The organism is Roseateles sp., from assembly GCF_036486225.1.
In the GTDB taxonomy this organism is placed as follows: domain Bacteria; phylum Pseudomonadota; class Gammaproteobacteria; order Burkholderiales; family Burkholderiaceae_C; genus Roseateles.
The window spans coordinates 1-19,170 of the sequence record NZ_DASVNZ010000345.1 but is presented as its reverse complement, the minus strand read 5'-3'; the positions used below and the strand labels follow the sequence as shown (position 1 = coordinate 19,170).

General features: G+C 68.1%; 18 protein-coding genes. All 18 read left to right on the top strand.

The features are described 5' to 3' along the window. A partial coding sequence (locus VF536_RS22415) for a pseudouridine synthase (RefSeq protein ID WP_331617114.1) occupies positions 1 to 1,997 on the top strand: 1,997 nt, incomplete at its 5' end. A gap of 178 nt (positions 1,998 to 2,175) precedes the next feature. After that, positions 2,176 to 2,601 (top strand): nucleoside-diphosphate kinase, encoded by a 426-nt coding sequence (gene ndk, locus VF536_RS22410; RefSeq protein ID WP_067275554.1) that lies wholly within the window; start codon positions 2,176 to 2,178, stop codon positions 2,599 to 2,601. Between the two features lie 57 nt (positions 2,602 to 2,658). Beyond that, on the top strand, positions 2,659 to 3,816 hold the full coding sequence (rlmN, locus tag VF536_RS22405) for a 23S rRNA (adenine(2503)-C(2))-methyltransferase RlmN (RefSeq protein ID WP_331617113.1): 1,158 nt from the start codon (positions 2,659 to 2,661) through the stop codon (positions 3,814 to 3,816). Further along, positions 3,813 to 4,634, top strand: coding sequence for a type IV pilus biogenesis/stability protein PilW (gene pilW / locus VF536_RS22400; RefSeq protein WP_331617112.1), 822 nt, complete (start codon positions 3,813 to 3,815; stop codon positions 4,632 to 4,634). Before rlmN ends, pilW begins: the two co-directional genes overlap by 4 nt. Before the next feature lie 64 nt (positions 4,635 to 4,698). Continuing rightward, positions 4,699 to 5,682, top strand: a complete 984-nt coding sequence (locus tag VF536_RS22395) for a helix-turn-helix domain-containing protein (protein WP_331617111.1) — start codon at positions 4,699 to 4,701, stop codon at positions 5,680 to 5,682. Positions 5,683 to 5,763: 81 nt separating this feature from the next. After that, entirely contained in the window at positions 5,764 to 7,080 is a 1,317-nt protein-coding gene (gene ispG, locus VF536_RS22390) for a flavodoxin-dependent (E)-4-hydroxy-3-methylbut-2-enyl-diphosphate synthase (protein ID WP_331617110.1), read from the top strand. Further along, positions 7,077 to 8,384 carry a histidine--tRNA ligase gene (hisS, locus tag VF536_RS22385; RefSeq protein ID WP_331617109.1) on the top strand — a complete coding sequence of 436 codons (1,308 nt, stop codon included), beginning with the start codon at positions 7,077 to 7,079 and terminating at the stop codon, positions 8,382 to 8,384. Before ispG ends, hisS begins: the two co-directional genes overlap by 4 nt. A gap of 38 nt (positions 8,385 to 8,422) precedes the next feature. Beyond that, a complete protein-coding gene (locus tag VF536_RS22380) occupies positions 8,423 to 9,097 on the top strand; it encodes a tetratricopeptide repeat protein (RefSeq protein WP_331617108.1) in 675 nt (224 codons plus the stop codon). Further along, positions 9,094 to 10,239, top strand: a complete 1,146-nt coding sequence (bamB, locus tag VF536_RS22375; RefSeq protein ID WP_331617107.1) for an outer membrane protein assembly factor BamB — start codon at positions 9,094 to 9,096, stop codon at positions 10,237 to 10,239. The genes VF536_RS22380 and bamB overlap by 4 nt, the downstream gene beginning before the upstream one ends. Before the next feature lies 1 nt (position 10,240). Beyond that, the gene (der, locus tag VF536_RS22370; RefSeq protein ID WP_331617106.1) at positions 10,241 to 11,587 is read left to right on the top strand and encodes a ribosome biogenesis GTPase Der; all 1,347 of its coding nucleotides are present in this window, start codon (positions 10,241 to 10,243) and stop codon (positions 11,585 to 11,587) included. 79 nt (positions 11,588 to 11,666) lie between these two features. Then, on the top strand, positions 11,667 to 11,909 hold the full coding sequence (gene hfq / locus VF536_RS22365; protein ID WP_067275532.1) for an RNA chaperone Hfq: 243 nt from the start codon (positions 11,667 to 11,669) through the stop codon (positions 11,907 to 11,909). Between the two features lie 6 nt (positions 11,910 to 11,915). Then, positions 11,916 to 13,265: a GTPase HflX gene (gene hflX / locus VF536_RS22360; protein ID WP_331617105.1), complete on the top strand. Its 1,350-nt coding sequence runs from the start codon at positions 11,916 to 11,918 to the stop codon at positions 13,263 to 13,265. Positions 13,266 to 13,318: 53 nt separating this feature from the next. Beyond that, complete coding sequence (hflK, locus tag VF536_RS22355; RefSeq protein WP_331617104.1) at positions 13,319 to 14,599, top strand: FtsH protease activity modulator HflK; 1,281 nt, start codon at positions 13,319 to 13,321, stop codon at positions 14,597 to 14,599. An 18-nt stretch (positions 14,600 to 14,617) separates the two neighbouring features. Then, positions 14,618 to 15,517, top strand: a complete 900-nt coding sequence (hflC, locus tag VF536_RS22350; protein ID WP_331617103.1) for a protease modulator HflC — start codon at positions 14,618 to 14,620, stop codon at positions 15,515 to 15,517. Positions 15,518 to 15,606: 89 nt separating this feature from the next. Further along, positions 15,607 to 15,792: a DUF2065 domain-containing protein gene (locus tag VF536_RS22345; RefSeq protein WP_331617102.1), complete on the top strand. Its 186-nt coding sequence runs from the start codon at positions 15,607 to 15,609 to the stop codon at positions 15,790 to 15,792. A 128-nt stretch (positions 15,793 to 15,920) separates the two neighbouring features. Continuing rightward, positions 15,921 to 17,084 (top strand): ATP phosphoribosyltransferase regulatory subunit, encoded by a 1,164-nt coding sequence (locus tag VF536_RS22340; RefSeq protein ID WP_331617101.1) that lies wholly within the window; start codon positions 15,921 to 15,923, stop codon positions 17,082 to 17,084. 52 nt (positions 17,085 to 17,136) lie between these two features. Further along, positions 17,137 to 18,474, top strand: coding sequence for an adenylosuccinate synthase (locus VF536_RS22335; protein WP_331617100.1), 1,338 nt, complete (start codon positions 17,137 to 17,139; stop codon positions 18,472 to 18,474). 74 nt (positions 18,475 to 18,548) lie between these two features. Next, positions 18,549 to 19,070: a phosphoribosyltransferase gene (locus VF536_RS22330; RefSeq protein WP_088403590.1), complete on the top strand. Its 522-nt coding sequence runs from the start codon at positions 18,549 to 18,551 to the stop codon at positions 19,068 to 19,070. Positions 19,071 to 19,170 lie beyond the last annotated feature (100 nt).

Genomic DNA, 19,170 nt, shown 5'->3' with positions numbered 1-19,170 from the left:
TTGAGGCGCCGGCCGAAGCACCGGTTGAAGCGCCGGTCGAGGCGCCAGCCGCAGAAGCGGAAGCGCCCAAGCCCAAGCGCCGCACGACGAAGAAGGTCGCCGAGGCTGCTGAAGCCGCCGCCGAGGCGGAGGCCGCGCCGGCGCAAGCCGAACGCGCCACAATCCACGTGCCGGTCGCGACCGTCGAGGTCTCGCCCGCGCCGGTGTCGCCGGTGGCCGAAGCGGTCGGCGAGCTGGTCTCCCACGAGTCGCATGCAGCGGGTCCGGTGATCGGCGAAAGCGCCGAGGGGGCCGAAGGCGACGCGAACGGCGAACGCGAAGGTCGCGGACGCAACCGCCGCCGCCGTGGTCGCGACCGTGACCGCGAGCCGGGCGACGGTCAGCCGGCCCAGGCGCAGCGCCAGGCGCCGGACGCCGGCGAAGGCGCCGATGCCGCACCATCGCAGGCCGACAGCGCCCAGCTCCAGGCCGAGGCGCAGGCGCGCTTCGACGCCCTGGTGTCGGGTGCCTTCGATGCCGACGTCGAAGATGACGGCAGCGCGCCCGCCGAAGCCGCCGATGTCGAGGCCTCGTCCGACGACGACTCCGAAGCCGCCGACCAGCCCGCCAAGCGCGTGCTGGCCCCCGATGCCGACGCGCCCAAGCTGCAGAAGGTGCTGGCGCAAGCCGGCGTCGGCTCGCGCCGCGACATCGAGGACATGATCGCCAAGGGCCAGATCACGGTGAACGACGAGGTCGCCCACGTCGGTCAGCGCATCTCCTACGGTGACCGCGTGGCGGTGGCCGGCAAGCCGATCAAGGTCCGCATCGCGCCGGTCGCGCCGCGGATCCTGGCGTACCACAAGCCCGTCGGCGAGGTCGTCACCTTCAACGACCCCGAAGGCCGTCCCACCGTCTTCCGCAACCTGCCGCGCTTGCCGCAGGGCAAGTGGCAGTCGGTCGGCCGCCTGGATCTGAACACTGAAGGCCTGCTGCTGTTCACCAACTCCGGTGAGCTTGCCAATCAGCTGATGCATCCGCGCTTCGGCGTCGAGCGCGAGTACGCCGTGCGCGTGCTGGGCTCGTTGAGCAAGGAGCAGAAGGAGAAGTTGCTGGCCGGCGTCGACGTCGACGGTCAGCAGGCCAGCTTCAAGAGCATCGAGGACGGCGGCGGCGAAGGCGTGAACCGCTGGTACCGCGTCGTCATCACCGAAGGTCGCAACCGCGAAGTCCGCAAGCTGTTCGAGACGGTCGGTCTGGCCGTCAGCCGCCTGATCCGTATCCGCTACGGCACCGTCGTGCTCCCGCGCGGTCTGCGTCGTGGCGTGTACATCGAGCTCGGCGACGCCGACGTGCGCATCATCCGTCAGCTGGCCGGCAACGAGCCGCGTCCGCCGCGCCACAACGATCGCAACGACCGCGGTGAGAAGCGTCGTCGCGGCAACAGCGACGGTCCGCGCCCGAGCCGTCCGGAGCCGTCGCGCGAGCAGCGCGGCGACCAGCGCGGCGATCGCAATGACCAGCGCGGCAACCGCGGCGATCAGCGTGGCGATCGCAACGATCAGCGCGGTGAGCGCCAGGATCGCCCGCAGCGCAACGATCGCAACGACCGCAACGATCAGCGTGCCCAGCCGCAGCGTCCGCAGCATCAGCAGGATCGCCCGCAGCAACAGCAGCAGGAGCGTGAGCGCGATCGCCGGCCCCGCGACGAGGACGATGACGACTTCATCCCGAAGCACATCAACCCGCTGGAGCAGACGTTCGACCGGCGCTTCGCGACCGGGAGCAAGCGCATCCCGCAGGGCTTCGGCAAGGGCGGCAGCGATCCCGGCCACAACCCGAACCAGGGCAACAAGCGCGGTCCGGGCGGCGAGCACCAGCCGGATCCGATGAAGACCTCGATGGGTTACATCGGCGCCGACGCCTTCATCAATCGCGGCGGCAACCGGGGCGGCGGTCGCCGTGGCGGTGGCGGCGGAGGTGGTGGAGGGGGCGGCGGTGGCCGCGGTCGTCGCTGACCTGTTTGAATGCCCGGCTCCCGCCATCCTGGTGGGGCAGGGCGATCCGGGCCGGGTTCAATCCCGGCTTTTTGCCATCCGGTGACAGCCGTCTGATAACGGGATGTCACTTGGGGGCTTGACTTCACGCATTACAATCCCGGGCTTTGCCAAGCCCAAGATTTTCAAGGAAAAAGACATGGCCATCGAACGCACCCTCTCCATCATCAAGCCCGATGCCGTGGCCAAGAACGTCATCGGCCAGATCTACAGCCGCTTCGAAGGCGCCGGCCTGAAGGTCATCGCCTCCAAGCAGAAGCAGCTGTCGCGCGCCGAAGCCGAAGCGTTCTACGCCGTGCACAAGGCCCGCCCGTTCTTCAACGACCTGGTGACCTTCATGATCTCCGGCCCGGTGCAGATCCAGGTGCTGGAAGGCGAAGGCGCCATCCTGAAGAACCGTGACCTGATGGGCGCGACCGATCCGAAGAAGGCCGAGAAGGGCACCATCCGCGCCGACTTCGCCGACAGCATCGACGCGAACGCCGTGCACGGCTCCGACGCCGCCGAGACGGCCGCCGTGGAAGTGGCCTTCTTCTTCTCCGGCCTGGAAATCAACGCCCGCTGAAACGGGCAAGGCCTCTGACCTCCGGGCCATGAGGCCCTGAGTGGAAACGAGGAACGCATGATGGACACGGTCAACCTGCTCGGATTCGATCTGCAAGGCCTGGCCGCGTACTGCGAGCAGCTGGGGGAGAAGCGCTTTCGCGCGACCCAGCTGTTCCGCTGGATCCATCAGAAGGGCGCGTCGGACTTCGCCCAGATGTCCGACCTGGCCAAGTCGCTGCGCGACAAGCTGGCCGGGCGCGCCCACATCACCGCGCTGCCGGTGATCTCCGAACACGTCTCGGCCGACGGCACCATCAAGTGGCTGTTCGACGTCGGCCAGGGCAACGCCGTCGAGGCGGTCTACATCCCCGAGGACGACCGGGCCACGCTGTGCATCTCCAGCCAGGCCGGTTGCGCCGTGGGTTGCCGCTTCTGCTCGACCGGTCATCAAGGCTTCAGCCGCAACCTCGAGACCTGGGAGATCGTCGCCCAGCTCTGGTATGCCGAGCACTCGCTGCGGCAACGGCTGGGCAAGGACGAACGCATCATCTCCAACGTCGTGATGATGGGCATGGGCGAGCCGCTGCAGAACTACGGCGCGCTGGTCCCCGCCCTGAAGATGATGCTGGACGACCACGGCTACGGCCTGTCGCGCCGCCGTGTGACGGTGTCGACCTCGGGCGTGGTCCCGATGATCGACCGCCTTCGCGACGATGCGCCGGTGGCGCTGGCCGTCTCGCTGCACGCGCCCAGCGACCCGCTGCGCGACCAGTTGGTGCCGCTCAACCGCAAGTACCCGATCGCGGAACTGCTGGCGAGCTGCAATGCCTACCTGGAGAAGGCGCCCCGCGACTTCATCACCTTCGAGTACTGCATGCTGCAGGAGGTGAACGATTCGCCGGAGCAGGCCCGCGAGCTGATCGCGCTGCTCAAGGGCAAGGTGCCCTGCAAGATCAATCTGATCCCGTTCAATCCGTTCCCCGCGTCGGGCCTGAAGCGCAGCACCAACGAGCGCGTGAAGGCCTTCGCCGACCTGCTGATACAGGCCGGCATCGTGACGACCGTGCGCAAGACGCGCGGTGACGACATCGACGCCGCCTGCGGCCAGTTGGCCGGCGAGGTGCAGGACCGGACGCGGGTCCATCTGCGCATGGTGCGCGCGCCCGTGGTGGTACAGCGTGACGCGGCATCGACTCCCATCACCCCCGTCACTCCCACAGGCTCACGTCCATGACCGCTCCGTTGCCCGGCTCCGTCTTTCCGCGTCGTTCCGCCCGGACCCTGTCCGTCGTGCTGCTGATCGTTGCGGCCCTGGCCGGGTGCGCGAGCGGTTCGCAGCAGCAACAGCAGCCGCGCACCGAGAGCGACAAGACTGACAACGACCGTCGGGCGCAGGTGCGGCTCGAGCTGGCCAGCGGCTACTTCGCCCGCGGCCAGTACGAGACGGCGCTGGACGAGGTCAAGCTCGCGATGGTCGCCAAGCCGGATCTGCCCGAGGCGATCAACCTGCGCAACCTGATCTATGCCGCGATGGGCGAGTATGGGCTGGCCGAGGACGGCTTCAAGCAACTGATCGCGCGCGATCGCAACAACGGCGATTCGTTGCAGAACTATGGCTGGTTCCTGTGCCAGCGCCAGCGTTACGCCGAGGCCTACCAGCAGTTCGAGGCGGCCGTGGCGCTGCCGACCTACCGCACGCCGGCGCGCACGCTGCTGGCCTGGGGCGCCTGCGAGGCGCGCGAAGGCCGGCTGGTGCCGGCGCAGGCCCACCTGACCAAGGCCTTCGAGATCGAACCCGGCAATCCGACGATCGCGATGAACCTGGGCGAGGTGCTGTATCGCCTGGGCGAGTATGAGCGGGCGCGTTTCTATGCGCGCCGCGTCAACAGCAACGTGGAACAGGCGAACGCCGCCAGCCTCTGGCTGGAACTGCGCATCGAGCGCCGCCTGGGGAACACGTCGAGCATGGACGATCTCGGTCAGCAAATGCGGCGCAAGTATCCGCAGGCGGCAGAGACGCAAGCTTTGAACAACGGTCGATTCGATGAATGAGGGACATCGCATGACTCCGACGGCCACCGACGAGGCGTCGCTCGCAGCTGATTTCGCTGCCTCCATGTCCGCGCCCAGCTCGGCCGGTGCCGTGCTGCGCCGTGCGCGCGAGGCCCGGGGCCTGCATATCGCCGCGCTGGCCGCGACGCTGAAGGTGCCGCAGTCGAAGCTGGAGGCCCTGGAGGCCGATCGCTACCAGGACCTGCCCGACGCGACCTTCGCCCGGGCGCTGGCGCGTTCGGTGTGCCGCGTCATGAAACTCGACGCCGCGCAGGTGTTGATCCTGCTCCCGAGCAGCGGCGCCGAAGCCTCGCTGGACCGGGTGACGCCGGGCTTGAACCAGCCGTTCCGCGCGCGCTCGGTGAGTCAGGATCCGGCACTGTCGGCGGCCTTGCTCAAGCGGCCCGCCGTGTTGGGCGTCGGCGTGCTGCTGATCGCCGCGGCGGCGGTCTATGCGATCCCTTCGAGCTGGATCGACCAGGTCACGGAACGTTTCCGGAAGGCCGAGTCCTCCGTCACGACGGCGCCCGGCCCGGACAACGTCGCCGGGACGCCGCCAGCCGCGACCGACACGCCGCCGACGGCGATCGAGGCTCCGGCGGGAACGGCGTCCGAGCCGGTCGTGCCGACGACCAACGGCGTAGGCGCCCAGACATCGCCAACCGCGCAGACGTCCACCGCCGCCTTGCCTGCCCCGTCCGGAACGACGCCGGCAGTGACGACGGCGCCGACGGTCGCCCAGACGCCGCCTGCCGCCGCGTCCGTCGCGCAAGCCGGGCAGCCGGTGCAGGCCGGCGCCCCCGCAGCCGGCACGTCGCCACTCAAGGTCCGCGCGAGTGCGGAGTCCTGGGTCGAAGTGGTGGACGCCAAGGGTCAGGTGTTGTTGTCGCGGTTGTTGCGTCCCGGCGACCTGGTCGACGTCAACGGCGTCGCGCCGTTGAAGCTGCGCGTGGGCAACGTGTCCGGCACGGAGCTGGTGTTCCGCGGCCAACCGGTGGACCTCGCCGCCCGGTCGCGCGACAACGTCGCACGATTCGAACTGAACTGACTGCACCCGACTCGAACCGGACACGAACCCGAACCAACGGGCGCCGCACCAGCCGTAACTCCTTCGCAAGAGCGCCGCAAGATGGACAAGCAAGCCACCCCCGATGTCACTGAAGTCAACGCCGAAGCCGACGATCTGTCCGACCTGATCGCCGCTGCCGCGCCGTCCGCGCGCCGTTCGCGCCAGGCCCAGGTCCGCTGGGGCGACCGCGTGGTGACGATCGGCGGCGACGCGCCGGTGCGCGTGCAGTCGATGACCAACACCGACACCGTCGACGTCATCGAGACTGCGATCCAGGTCAAGGAGCTGGCGCAGGCCGGTTCGGAACTGGTCCGCATCACCGTCAACAACGCCGAAGCCGCCGACGCCGTCCCGCACATCCGCGAGCAGCTCGACCGCATGGGCATCGACGTGCCGCTGGTGGGCGACTTCCACTACAACGGCCACCGTCTGCTGACTGAACATCCTGCCATGGCGCGGGCGCTGTCGAAGTACCGGATCAATCCGGGCAACGTCGGCAAGGGCGACAAGAAGGACCGCCAGTTCGCCCAGATGATCGAGGCCGCGATGCAGTACGACAAGGTCGTGCGCATCGGCGTCAACTGGGGCAGCCTGGACCAGGAACTGCTCGCCCAGATGATGGACGACAACGCGAAGCGTGCGTCGCCCTGGGACGGCAAGCAGGTCATGTACCAGGCGCTGATCCAGTCGGCGCTGTCGTCGGCTTCGTATGCCCGCGAGCTGGGCATGAACCCCGACAACATCATCATCAGCTGCAAGGTCAGCGGCGTGCAGGACCTGATCTCGGTCTACCGCGCGCTCAGCAAGCGCTGCGATTACGCGCTCCACCTGGGCCTGACCGAAGCCGGCATGGGCACCAAGGGCACGGTGGCTTCGGCCGCGGCGCTGGCGGTGCTGCTGCAGGAAGGCATCGGCGACACGATCCGCGTCTCGCTGACGCCGCAACCCGGCGAGTCGCGCACCCAGGAAGTGGTGGTCGCGCTGGAGATCCTGCAGTCGCTGGGTCTGCGCGCGTTCAACCCGAGCGTCACCGCCTGCCCCGGCTGCGGCCGCACGACCAGCACGACCTTCCAGGAACTGGCCAAGCAGATCGACGATTTCCTGCGCGCGCAGATGCCGGTCTGGCGCGAGAAGTATCCCGGCGTCGAGACCATGAAGGTCGCGGTGATGGGTTGCATCGTCAACGGCCCCGGCGAGAGCAAGCATGCCGACATCGGCATCAGCCTGCCGGGCAACGGCGAGGCGCCGGCGGCGCCCGTCTTCATCGACGGCGAGAAGGCGCTGACCCTGCGCGGCGACAACATCGCCGGCGAGTTCCACGCCCTGGTCGAGACCTACATTGAAAAGCGCTTCGGCGCGAGCACCACCACCGCATGAGCAAGAACATCCAGGCCGTCAAGGGGATGAACGACATCCTCCCGGCCAGTGTCGACCGCAAGGACAAGCTGCCCAGCAGCCAGCTGTGGAGCTGGTTCGAGACCACGCTGCGCGGCGTGCTGCAGCGCTACGGCTACCAGTACATGCTGACCCCGATCGTCGAGCCGACCGCGCTGTTCGTGCGCGGCCTGGGCGAGGTGACCGACATCGTCGAGAAGGAGATGTATTCCTTCACCGACAGCATGAACGGCGACAAGCTGACGCTGCGTCCGGAAGCCACCGCCGGCATCGTGCGCGCGATGGTCGAGCACAACGCGCTGTACAACGGCCCGCTGCGCCTGTGGACGCTGGGCCCGATGTTCCGCCACGAGCGCCCGCAGAAGGGCCGCTACCGCCAGTTCAACCAGCTGGACGTCGAGGCGCTGGGCTTCGCCGGTCCGGACGTGGACGCCGAGATCATCCTGATGGTCCGCCGCCTGTGGCAGGAGCTGGGTCTGGTCGTCGGCGAGCACGTGCGCCTGGAGCTGAACTCGCTGGGCCAGCCGGAGGAGCGCGCCGCGCATCGCGCCGCGCTGATCACCCACTTCGAGGCGCATGCCGACAAGCTGGACGAGGACGGCAAGCGTCGGCTGCACACCAACCCGCTGCGCATCCTGGATACCAAGAATCCGGCCATGCAGTCGGTCGTCGAGGCGGCGCCGCACCTGATGGATTTCCTCGGCGAGGAAAGCCTGGCGCACTTCAACGCCGTGCGCGCGATCCTGGACGCCGCCGGCGTCGAGTACCGCATCAACACGCGCCTGGTGCGCGGCATGGACTACTACAACCTGACCGTCTTCGAATGGGTGACCGACCAGCTCGGTTCCCAGGGCACGGTCTGCGGCGGCGGCCGTTACGACGGCCTGTTCGAGCAGCTCGGCGGCAAGCCGACGCCGGCGGTGGGCTTCGGCCTCGGCATCGAGCGCCTGCTGCTGCTGATCGATGAACTCGGTCTGCCGGTGCCGTCCTCGGCCCCGGATGTCTACGCGATCCTGCCGGACGCGGCCGCGCTGCCCCAGGCGATTCCCGTGCTGGAGGCGCTGCGTGCGGAAGGCGTCGCGGTGCAGATGCATGCCGGCGGCGGCTCGTTCAAGTCGCAGTTCAAGAAGGCCGACGCCTCGGGCGCCCGTTTCGCGCTGGTGTTCGGCCCGGACGAACTCGCCCGCGGCGAAGTCGCCGTCAAGCCGCTGCGCGGCGGCGGCGAACAAGTGACACGCCCGCTTAACACGGTCGCTGCATGGGCAGCGGACCTGCGCACCGCATAATCGCGACCTCGAATTTCAACCCGGACCCTCACTCGAACATGGCGGCTCATCTCGATCTCGAAGAACAGGAACAGCTGGAGCAGCTCAAGGCGTTCTGGAAGCGCTGGGGCAATCCGATCACCTGGCTGCTGACGCTGGCGCTGGTCGCCTATGCCGGCTGGACCGGCTGGAACTACTGGCAGCGCACCGAGGCCGCCAAGGCCGCCGCGATGTTCGGTGAGCTGCAGCGCGCGGCGCAGGCCGCCGATCTGGGCAAGAGCGTGGCCGTCTTCGGCAACCTGAAGCAGGACTACGCCGGCACCGGGTACGCCGCGCAGGCCGCGCTGGTGACCGCCAGGCTGCAGCTGGACAAGGAAAAGGCCGATGACGCCCGCGCCACGCTGACCTGGGCCGCCGCCAACGCCAAGGGCGATGCCTACCGCGATCTGGCGCGCCTGCGTCTGGCTGCGCTGCAGATGGACGCCAAGCAGCTCGACGAAGCCGGCAAGACGCTGGATGCGGTCAAGAGCGCGGACTTCGCGGCGCTGGTGGCCGATCGCCGCGGCGACCTGGCCCTGCTGCAGAACAAGCCCGACGTCGCCAAGACCGAGTTCAAGAAGGCCTACGACGGCCTGGACAAGCAGCTCGACTACCGTCGCCTGCTCGAAGTGAAGCTGGCCAGCCTGGGCGTGGCGGTCGGCGGCGACGAACCCGCCGCGGGAGCCGCCCAGTGAGCGCCGGCCTGACCCTCGGTCGACTGGCTCGCGCGCTGCTGCTGGGCGGCGTCGCGGCGACGCTGGGCGCCTGCTCGCTGTTCAGCAGCTCCACCGCGCCCAAGCCGGCGCCGCTGGAGAACATCACGCCGTCGCTGCAGGCCCGCGTGGCCTGGGAAGCGCGCGTGGACAGCGTCAAGTTCCCGCTGACGATCACGGCGGTCAACGACCGCTTCGTCGTCGGCGGCTCGGACGGCGTCATCAGCGCGATCTCCGCCGCCGACGGCACCACGCTCTGGCGCGCCGACATCGGCAAGGGCCTGACCGCCGGCGTCGGCAGCGATGGCCGCTTCGCCGCGGCAGTGACCCGCGACAACGAGCTGGTCGTCACCGAGGGCGACAAGATCCTGTGGCGCAAGACGATGACGACCCCGGTCGTGACCTCGCCGTTCGTCGCCGGTGAGCGCGTGTTCGTGCTGACGCTGGACCGCGCGGTGCTGGCCTTCGACGCGGCCGACGGCCGCCGGTTGTGGGAACTGCGCCGTCCGGGCGAGCCCCTGACGCTGCAGCAGGCCGGCGTTCTCGGCGCTTTCCAGAACACGCTGCTGGTGGGGCAGGGCTCGCGTCTGGCGGGCATCGATCCCAACCGCGGTCTGCTGATGTGGGAGGCGACCGTCGCCAACCCGCGCGGCACCAACGAGGTCGAACGCCTGGCCGACCTGGTCGGTCCGCTGGCCCGCGACAACGACGTCTTCTGCGCCCGTGCGTTCCAGTCGGCCGTCGCCTGCGTCAACGCAGAGCGCGGCAACACGATCTGGACCCGCAACAATGCCGGCCTGCGCGGCGTGGCCGCCGATTCGACCATCGTCGTCGGCGGCGACGCGTCCGACCGTCTGACCGCCTGGGGCACCCGCACCGGCGACGTCGTGTGGACCGCCGACCAATTCCAGAACCGCAAGCTCAGCGCGCCGGTGGTGACCGACAAGTCGGTCATCGTCGGCGATAGTGAGGGCTACGTGCACTTCCTGTCCAAGGACAAGGGCCTGACCGTGCAGCGCCTGCAGACCGACAGCTCCGGCATTGCCGCGGCGCCGGTGCAGCTGGGCGGCACGGTGCTGATCGCCACCCGCAGCGGGCGCCTGTTCGCGCTGCGTCAAGACTGATATGAAACCTGTGATCGCCCTGGTGGGCCGCCCCAACGTGGGCAAGTCCACGCTGTTCAACCGGATGACGAAGAGCCGCGACGCCATCGTCGCGGACTTCGCCGGCCTCACGCGCGACCGCCATTACGGCGACGGTCGTCTCGGCGATCGCGAGTTCATCGTCATCGATACCGGCGGCTTCGAGCCGGACAGCACCACCGGCATCGTCAAGGAGATGGCCAAGCAGACCCGCCAGGCCGTGGCCGAGGCGGATGCCGTCATCTTCGTGCTGGACGTCCGCACCGGCCTGGCCGGTCAGGACATGGACATCGGCCGCTATCTGCGCCAGTGCAACAAGCGTGTCTTCGTCGCCGTGAACAAGGCCGAGGGCATGAGCGACAGCCCGCTGCTGGCCGAGTTCCATGAACTCGGCATGGGCGAGCCGCATCCGGTGTCCGCCGCGCACGGGCAGGGCATCCGCTCGCTGCTCGAGGCGGTGCTGGACAGCTTCGAGGCGCCGGTCGAGGACGAGGAACCCGCGGAGGGCGCCGGGCCCGACGATGAGCGCGCGATCCGCCTGGCGGTGGCCGGCCGCCCCAACGTCGGCAAGAGCACGCTGATCAACACCTGGCTCGGCGAGGAGCGTCTGGTCGCCTTCGACATGCCCGGCACGACGCGCGACGCCATCAGCGTCGACTTCGAGCACAACGGCCAGAAGTTCAAGCTGATCGACACCGCCGGCCTGCGCCGCAAGGGCAAGGTCTTCGAGGCGATCGAGAAATTCTCGGTGGTCAAGACGCTGCAGGCGATCGCCGACGCGAACGTCGTGCTGCTGCTGATCGATGCGACGCAGGGCGTCACCGACCAGGACGCGCACATCGCCGGCTACGCGCTGGACAGCGGCCGGGCCGTGGTCATCGCGATCAACAAGTGGGACGCGATCGACAGCTACCAGCGCGAGACCATCGAGCGCCAGATCCAGACGCGTCTCGGCTTCCTGCGCTTCGCGCCCATCCTGAAGATCTCCGCGCTGAAGCGGCAGGGCCTGGGCCCGCTGTGGAAGGCGCTGGCGGACGCCTATTCATCGGCCTATCGCAAGATGACGACGCCGGTGCTGACGCGCCTGATCCAGGAAGCGGTGCAGCATCAGCAGCCGCAGCGCTCGGGCGTCTCGCGTCCGAAGCTGCGCTACGCGCATCAGGGCGGCATGAACCCCCCGATCGTCGTCATCCACGGGAATGCGCTCGAAGGCGTCAGCGACGTCTACAAGCGTTATCTCGAAGGGCGCATCCGCGACCACTACAAGCTGGTGGGCACGCCCATGAAGATCGAACTGCGATCCTCGAAGAACCCGTTCGCCGAAACCTGAAGACAGCGCGGTCCGGGGAAACCCGGTGCTGTGATAAGGTGTGGCATTCCAACACCTCACTTCCAACACGGAGCATATCGTGAGCAACAAAGGACAACTCTTGCAAGACCCTTTCCTGAACCTGCTGCGCAAGGAGCATGTTCCTGTGAGCATCTACCTCGTGAACGGCATCAAGCTGCAAGGCCATATCGAGTCCTTTGACCAGTACGTGGTGCTGCTGCGCAATACGGTGACGCAGATGGTCTACAAGCACGCCATCTCGACGGTGGTCCCCGGCCGTGCGGTGAACTTCCACACCGGCGAGAGCAACGACGCCAGCTGAAGCTGATTGACCACACAAGACCCCACCCATTCGACGCCGCCCCCCGAGGCGGCGCGCGCCATTCTGGTGGGGGTCGATCTGGGCCGCGGCGAGGCCTTCGACCCCACCCTCGACGAACTCGCGCTGCTGGCCGAATCGGCCGGTGACACCCCGGTCGCCCGGGTCGTCGCCCGGCGCAAGGCGCCCGACGCGGCGCTGTTCATCGGTTCCGGCAAGGCCGACGAGATCAAGCTGATGGTGCAGGCGCTCGGCGCCCACACCGTGCTGTTCGACCAGGCCATCTCCCCCGCCCAGCAACGCAACCTGGAGCGCCATCTCGGCGTGCCCGTGGCCGACCGCACCGCGCTGATCCTGGAGATCTTCGCGGCCCGCGCACAGAGCTTCGAGGGCAAGCTGCAGGTGGAACTGGCGCGGCTGCAGTACCTCTCCACGCGCCTGGTGCGCCGCTGGAGCCATCTGGAGCGTCAGAGCGGCGGCATCGGCATGCGCGGCGGCCCTGGCGAGCGCCAGATCGAGCTGGACCGCCGGATGATCGACGACCGCATCAAGTCGATCAAGGAACGCCTCAAGAAGGTCCAGAAGCAACGCGCCACGCAACGCCGCGCCCGCGCGCGCAACGGCGTGTTCCGCGTCTCGCTGGTGGGCTACACCAATGCCGGCAAGAGCACGCTGTTCAATGCCCTGACCAAGGCGAAGGCCTACGCCGCGAACCAGCTGTTCGCGACCCTCGACACGACGACCCGCTCGCTCTACCTCGAGGAGGCGGGCACCAGCGTGTCCTTGTCCGACACCGTCGGCTTCATCCGCGACCTGCCGCACAAGCTGGTCGAGGCGTTCAAGGCGACCCTGCAGGAGGCGGCCGATGCCGATCTGCTGCTGCACGTCGTCGATGCCGCCAGCCCGGTGCTGACCGAACAGATGGAAGAGGTGGAGCGGGTGCTCGCCGAGATCGGCGCGCAGCACATCCCGCAGATCCTCGTCTACAACAAGCTCGACCTGCTGGAAGACAACCAGCGCCCGCGACAGCTGCAGGACTGGCTGACGCGTGTCGGTGGCGAGCACGGCGGCCAGCGCCTGCCGCGCATCTTCGTGAGCGCGGTGAAGGGCGAAGGCCTGGATGAGCTGCGCACGATGATCGCGTCGCTGATGCAGGCGGCGCCGGTGCCCGAGTACGCGGGGCAGGAGACGGACCCGGATGTCGACCAGGGCGATGACCAGGACGTCGACCTCGCGGACGAGGACGGCTTGACCGATGTCGACGGGAGGGGCGACCTCCACGACGGTGACTTGAACCCTCAAGACCCGCCCCAAGATCGGTGGGACCCGCAGGATCATCCGCAGGGACGCACAGGCTGAGGCCGTTCGCCAATGCCCGATACTTGCAACAAGACTTCCTCATCAGGATGCGTATGAATCAAGACGATCGCATGTCCGTCGCCGGTGGCGGACGTGACCCGCGGGGTGGAGCCGGCAGCCTGCGCCGCCGGCTGGGGCTCTGGATGAGCAACGGCCGCAATGAAGGTCCGCCGGATCTGGACGAACTGTGGCGCGACTTCAATCGCAAGCTGTCACGCCTGTTCGGCGGCGGCCGGGGCGGCAATGACGGCAGCGGCCCCTCCGGCAACGGCGGCGGCAACCTGCAGCCCGACATGCGCGGCGCCGGCATCGGCGTGGCGCTGGTCGTCGGCGTCGTCCTGCTGGGCTGGCTGGCCAGCGGCGTCTTCATCGTGCAGGAAGGTCAGCGCGGCGTGATCACCTCGTTCGGCAAGTACAGCCGCACGGTGGACGCCGGCATCCAGTACCGCCTGCCGTATCCGTTCCAGGGGCACGAGGTCGTCTCGTTCACGCAGCTGCAGACCGTCGAGATCGGCCGCAATTCGGTCGGCCAGGCGACGGGCCTGCGCGACTCGTCGATGCTGACGCAGGACGAGAACATCATCGACGTCCGCTTCACCGTGCAATACCGGTTGAAGGATGCGCGCGACTACCTGTTCGAGAACTTCAACACCGACGAAGCGGTCAGCCAGGCGTCCGAGTCGGCCGTGCGCGAGATCGTCGGCCGCAGCAACACCGACGCGGTGCTTTACGAGCAGCGCGACGCGATCGCCAATGACCTGGTGAAGTCGATCCAGACGCAGCTCGACCGCCTGAAGACCGGCATCGAGGTCGTCAACGTCAACCTGAGCAGCGTGCAGCCGCCCGAGCAGGTGCAGGCCGCCTTCGACGACGCGTTCCGCGCGACCGCCGACCGCGAGCGCCTGAAGAACGAAGGCGAGGCCTACGCCAACGATGTGATCCCGCGCGCCCAGGGCCAGGCAGCCCGCCTGCGCGAGGATGCCGAGGCCTACCGCGCCCGCGTGGTCTCGTTCGCCGACGGTGATGCGCAGCGTTTCAAGTCGGTGCTGGCCGAGTACCAGAAGGCGCCGGCCGTCACGCGCGACCGCCTCTACATCGACACGATGCAGCAGGTCTATTCGCGGGTCACCAAGGTGATGGTGGACGCCAAGAGCGGCTCCAACTTGCTGTACCTGCCGCTGGACAAGCTGATGCAGCAGACGTCGGGCACGGTCACCACGACGGCCCCGACGCCGGTGGTGCCCACCGAGACGACGCCGACCGGCGCCTCGTCCCTGAGTACCGATCCGCGGTCGCGCGACGCCATGCGCAGCCGTGATCGCGACGGCCGCTGATCGAGGGAGCCCACAACAATGAATCGCATCGTCTCCGTCGTCGTCGGTCTGCTGATCCTGTTCGTGATCGCCAGCTCGACGTTGTTCGTCGTCGACCAGCGCCAGTTCGCGGTCGTCTATTCGCTGGGTGAGATCAAGGAAGTGATCACCGAGCCCGGCCTGAAGTTCAAGCTGCCTCCGCCGCTGCAGAACGTGGTCTTCCTGGACCGCAGAGTGCAGACGCTGGATGCGGCGGATCCGCGTCCGATCTTCACCGCTGAAAAGAAGAGCCTGGTCATCGACTGGCTGGTGAAGTGGCGCATCGTCGATTCGCGCCAGTACATCCGCAACAGCGGCACGCAGCTGCGCAGCCTGGAAACGCGCCTCAGCCCGATCGTGCAGAACGCGCTGAACGAGGAAGTGACCAAGCGGACCGTGCGCGCGGTGCTGGCCACCGAGCGCGAGAAGGTCATGCAGGACGTGCGCAAGCGCCTCGAGGAAGAGGCCAAGCAGTTCGGCATCGAGATCGTCGACGTTCGCGTCAAGCGCGTGGACTTCGCGGCCAACATCACCGAAGCGGTCTACAACCGGATGAAGTCGGAACGCGCCCGCGTCGCCAACGAACTGCGCTCCACCGGCGCGGCCGAGGGCGAGAAGATCAAGGCCGACGCCGACAAGCAGCGCGAAGTCATCACCGCCGAGGCCTACCGCGACGCGCAGAAGATCATGGGCGAGGGCGATGCCAAGGCGGCTATCCTGTACTCGGAAGCCTTCGGCCGCGACCCGCAGTTCGCTCAGTTCTACCGCTCGCTGGATGCCTACCAGCGTTCGTTCAAGAACAAGGGCGACGTGATGGTGCTCGATCCGTCGAGCCCGTTCTTCAACGCGATGCGCAACGGCGGCCCCGGCGCGCCGGCGGCTCCCGCTCCGAAGAAGTGATCCCGGGACGGGCCGGGCGACGCGACGATCGCGTCCACCGGCCCGCGTCATCAGGCTGACCGGCGGCAGCCGGGGAGGGCGGCCTCATCATGGGTGGCGACAAGTGGCTGGCAGCGCTGGCGCTGCTGCTGATCATGGAGGGCCTGATGCCCTTCCTGAGCCCCGGCGCCTGGCGCCAGTTCTTCGCCAAGCTGTTGGCGATGAGCGACGGCCAGTTGCGCTTCCTTGGCCTCGCGAGCCTGGTCTGCGGCGGCGTGCTGCTGATGCTGCTCTGAGCAGCCTGTCACGAAGCCTCGCTGAATCGTTGGCGAACCCGCGCCGGACCCCTTCCTGAGGGGCGCGGCGGTCGAGCGGTGTCCCGACCCCGGTACAATGCCGTTTTTAACCCCCTCCCTGAACGTCCATGGCCTCTGCTTGGCTGCTGCCCGAGCACATTGCTGACGTCCTCCCCTCCCAGGCCCGCCGCATCGAAGAACTTCGACGCGAGCTCCTGGACATGGCGCGGACCTACGGTTGCGAGTTGGTGATGCCCCCGTTGCTGGAGCATCTCGACTCGCTGCTCTCCGGCACCGGTCAGGCGCTGGACCTCAAGACCTTCAAGCTCGTCGACCAGTTGTCCGGTCGCAGCCTCGGCCTGCGCGCGGACACGACGCCGCAGGTGGCGCGCATCGATGCCCACCTGTTGAACCGTGCCGGCGTGACGCGCCTGTGCTACTGCGGCCCGGTGCTGCATACCCGCGCCGAAGGCCTGACCGCGACGCGCGAGCCGCTGCAGTTCGGCGTCGAGATCTACGGCCATGCCGGCCTCGAAGCCGATCTGGAAGCGCAGGAGCTGGCCATCGACGCGATGCAACGCGCCGGGGTGACGCGCCTGGTGCTGGATCTGGGTGACGCGCGCCTGGTGCGCGGCGTGCTCGGCGATCACATGCTGAGCGAAGACCGCCTGAATGCGCTGGTGGCCGCGATGGCCGCCAAGGATGCGGCCGGCGTGGCCGCGTTCTCCAACGACCTGCCGGACGACGTGGTCGCCGCGCTGCAGACCCTGCTGCGCCTGTATGGCGGCGTCGAGGTGCTGGCCGACGCGCGCAAGGCGCTGCCGGCCAACGCGCTGGTCACGGCTGCGCTGGACGACCTCGAGTGGTTGATCCGCCACCTCGGCGCGGCGTATCCCGACGTGCGCATCGGCGTCGACCTCGCGGACCTGCCGGGCTTCGGCTACTACAGCGGCGTGCGCTTCGCGCTGTACGCGGAGGGCGGCAGCGATGCGGTCCTGCGCGGCGGCCGCTACGACGAGGTCGGCGCGGTCTTCGGCCGGCGTCGTCCGGCTGTCGGCTTCAGCCTGGACCTGAAGACGCTGGTGGGCCTGATCCCCGCCACGTCGCTGCGGGCCGCGGTGCGCGCCCCGTGGGGCGAGGATCCCGACCTGCGCGCGGCGGTCCGCCGCCTGCGCGAGCAGGGCGAGACCGTGGTCTGCGTCCTGCCGGGCCACGAGCAAGAGAACGACGAATTCGAATGCGACCGCGAGCTGGTGCAGTCCGGCGGTCAATGGGTGCTGCGATCGCTGTGAGCGACGCGATTCGCCCCTCCACCCTCAACCTCCAAATCATCGGATGAACGACATGCAAAGCAGTGAGATCGCGCGCGGGCGCAACGTGGTGGTCGTCGGCACCCAATGGGGCGACGAAGGCAAGGGCAAGGTCGTCGACTGGCTCACTCCCCACGCGCAAGGCGTGGTCCGCTTCCAGGGCGGTCACAACGCCGGCCACACGCTGGTCATCAAGGGTGTGAAGACGGCGCTGCAGCTGATCCCGTCGGGCATCATGCGCGACGGCGTCGCCTGCTACATCGGCAACGGCGTGGTGCTGGACCCGACCCATCTGCTGTCGGAGATCGAGCGCCTGGAAAAGGCCGGCGTGGAAGTGCGTTCGCGCCTGTACATCAGCGAGTCCTGCCCGCTGATCATGCCGTTCCACGTCGAGGTCGACCGCGCCCGTGAGGCGCTGCGCGAAAGCAGCGGCAGCGGCAAGATCGGCACGACCGGCAAGGGCATCGGCCCGGCCTATGAGGACAAGGTCGCCCGCCGCGCACTGCGCGTGCAGGACCTGAAGCATCCGGACCGTTTCGCGAAGAAGCTCAGGGAGCTGATCGACCTGCACAACGTCGCGCTGACGGGTTACCTGAACGCGAAGGCGCTGGAGTTCCAGCCGATCTTCGACCACGCGATGTCGCTGGCCGACCAGATCAAGCCGATGATGGCCGACGTCGGCTACATGCTGCACAAGGCGCATCAGGCGGGCCAGAACATCCTGTTCGAGGGCGCGCAGGGCACGCTGCTGGACATCGACCACGGCACCTATCCGTACGTGACCTCGAGCAACTGCGTGGCCGGCAATGCCGCCGCCGGCGCCGGCGTGGGTCCGCAGATGCTGCATTACATGCTGGGCATCACGAAGGCCTACGCGACGCGCGTGGGATCGGGACCGTTCCCGACCGAGCTGGACTGGGAAACCCCGGGCACCGTGGGCCACCACCTGTCGACGGTCGGCCAGGAGCGGGGCACCGTGACCGGTCGCGCCCGCCGCTGCGGCTGGATCGACGCCGCCGCGCTGAAGCGTTCGATCATCATCAACGGCATCACCGGCCTGTGCCTGACCAAGCTGGACGTGCTGGACGGTCTGGCCGAGATCAGCATGTGCGTGGGCTATGAGCTCGACGGCAAGCAGATCGACATCCTGCCGCTGGACGCGGACGAGATCGTCGCCTGCAAGCCGGTGTACGAAGTCTTCCCGGGCTGGACCGAATCGACCTTCGGCATCACCGAGTGGGACCGCCTGCCGGCCAACGCGCGTTCGTACCTGAAGCGCGTGGAGGAAGTGATCGGCGCGCCGATCGCCATGGTGTCCACCGGCCCCGACCGCGAGCACACCATCCTGCTGCAGCATCCGTTCCAGGGCTGAGCGACCGCTCGCGCCCTGTCGCCTTTCCCGTCTTATCCAGACCTGACCCCATCCATCGCTGAGGAGCCTCCCCCATGTTGACCGACGACGGCAAACATCTGTACGTGTCGTGGGATGAATACCACCTGTTGATCGAACGCCTCGCGCTGAAGGTGCATGCCTCCGGCTGGGAGTTCGATCAGATCCTGTGCCTGGCCCGCGGCGGGATGCGACCCGGCGACGTGCTGTCGCGCGTGTTCGACAAGCCGCTGGGCATCATGTCGACCAGCTCGTACCGCGCGGAAGCCGGCACGATCCAGGGACGTCTGGACATCGCCAAGTACATCACCATGCCCAAGGGCGAACTGGCCGGCCGCGTGCTGCTGGTGGACGATCTGGCGGATTCGGGCGTGACGCTGAAGGCCGTGGTGGAACGGCTGCGCGGCATGCCGTCGATCAGCGAGCTGCGCTCGGCCGTGATCTGGACGAAGAGCGTCTCGGAATACACCCCGGACTACTACGTCGAGATGCTGGAAACCAGCCCGTGGATCCATCAGCCGTTCGAGGACTACGATTCGCTGCGGCCCGATGCGCTGGCGAAGAAGTTCGCGATCTGATGAACGAAGGGCTGACGACTGTCAGCCCTTTTCGTTTGTGCGGCTCGGTATCGAGAAGCTGGGGCCGACGGTGCCCCTCGGAGCGAATGCCGAGCGTGAG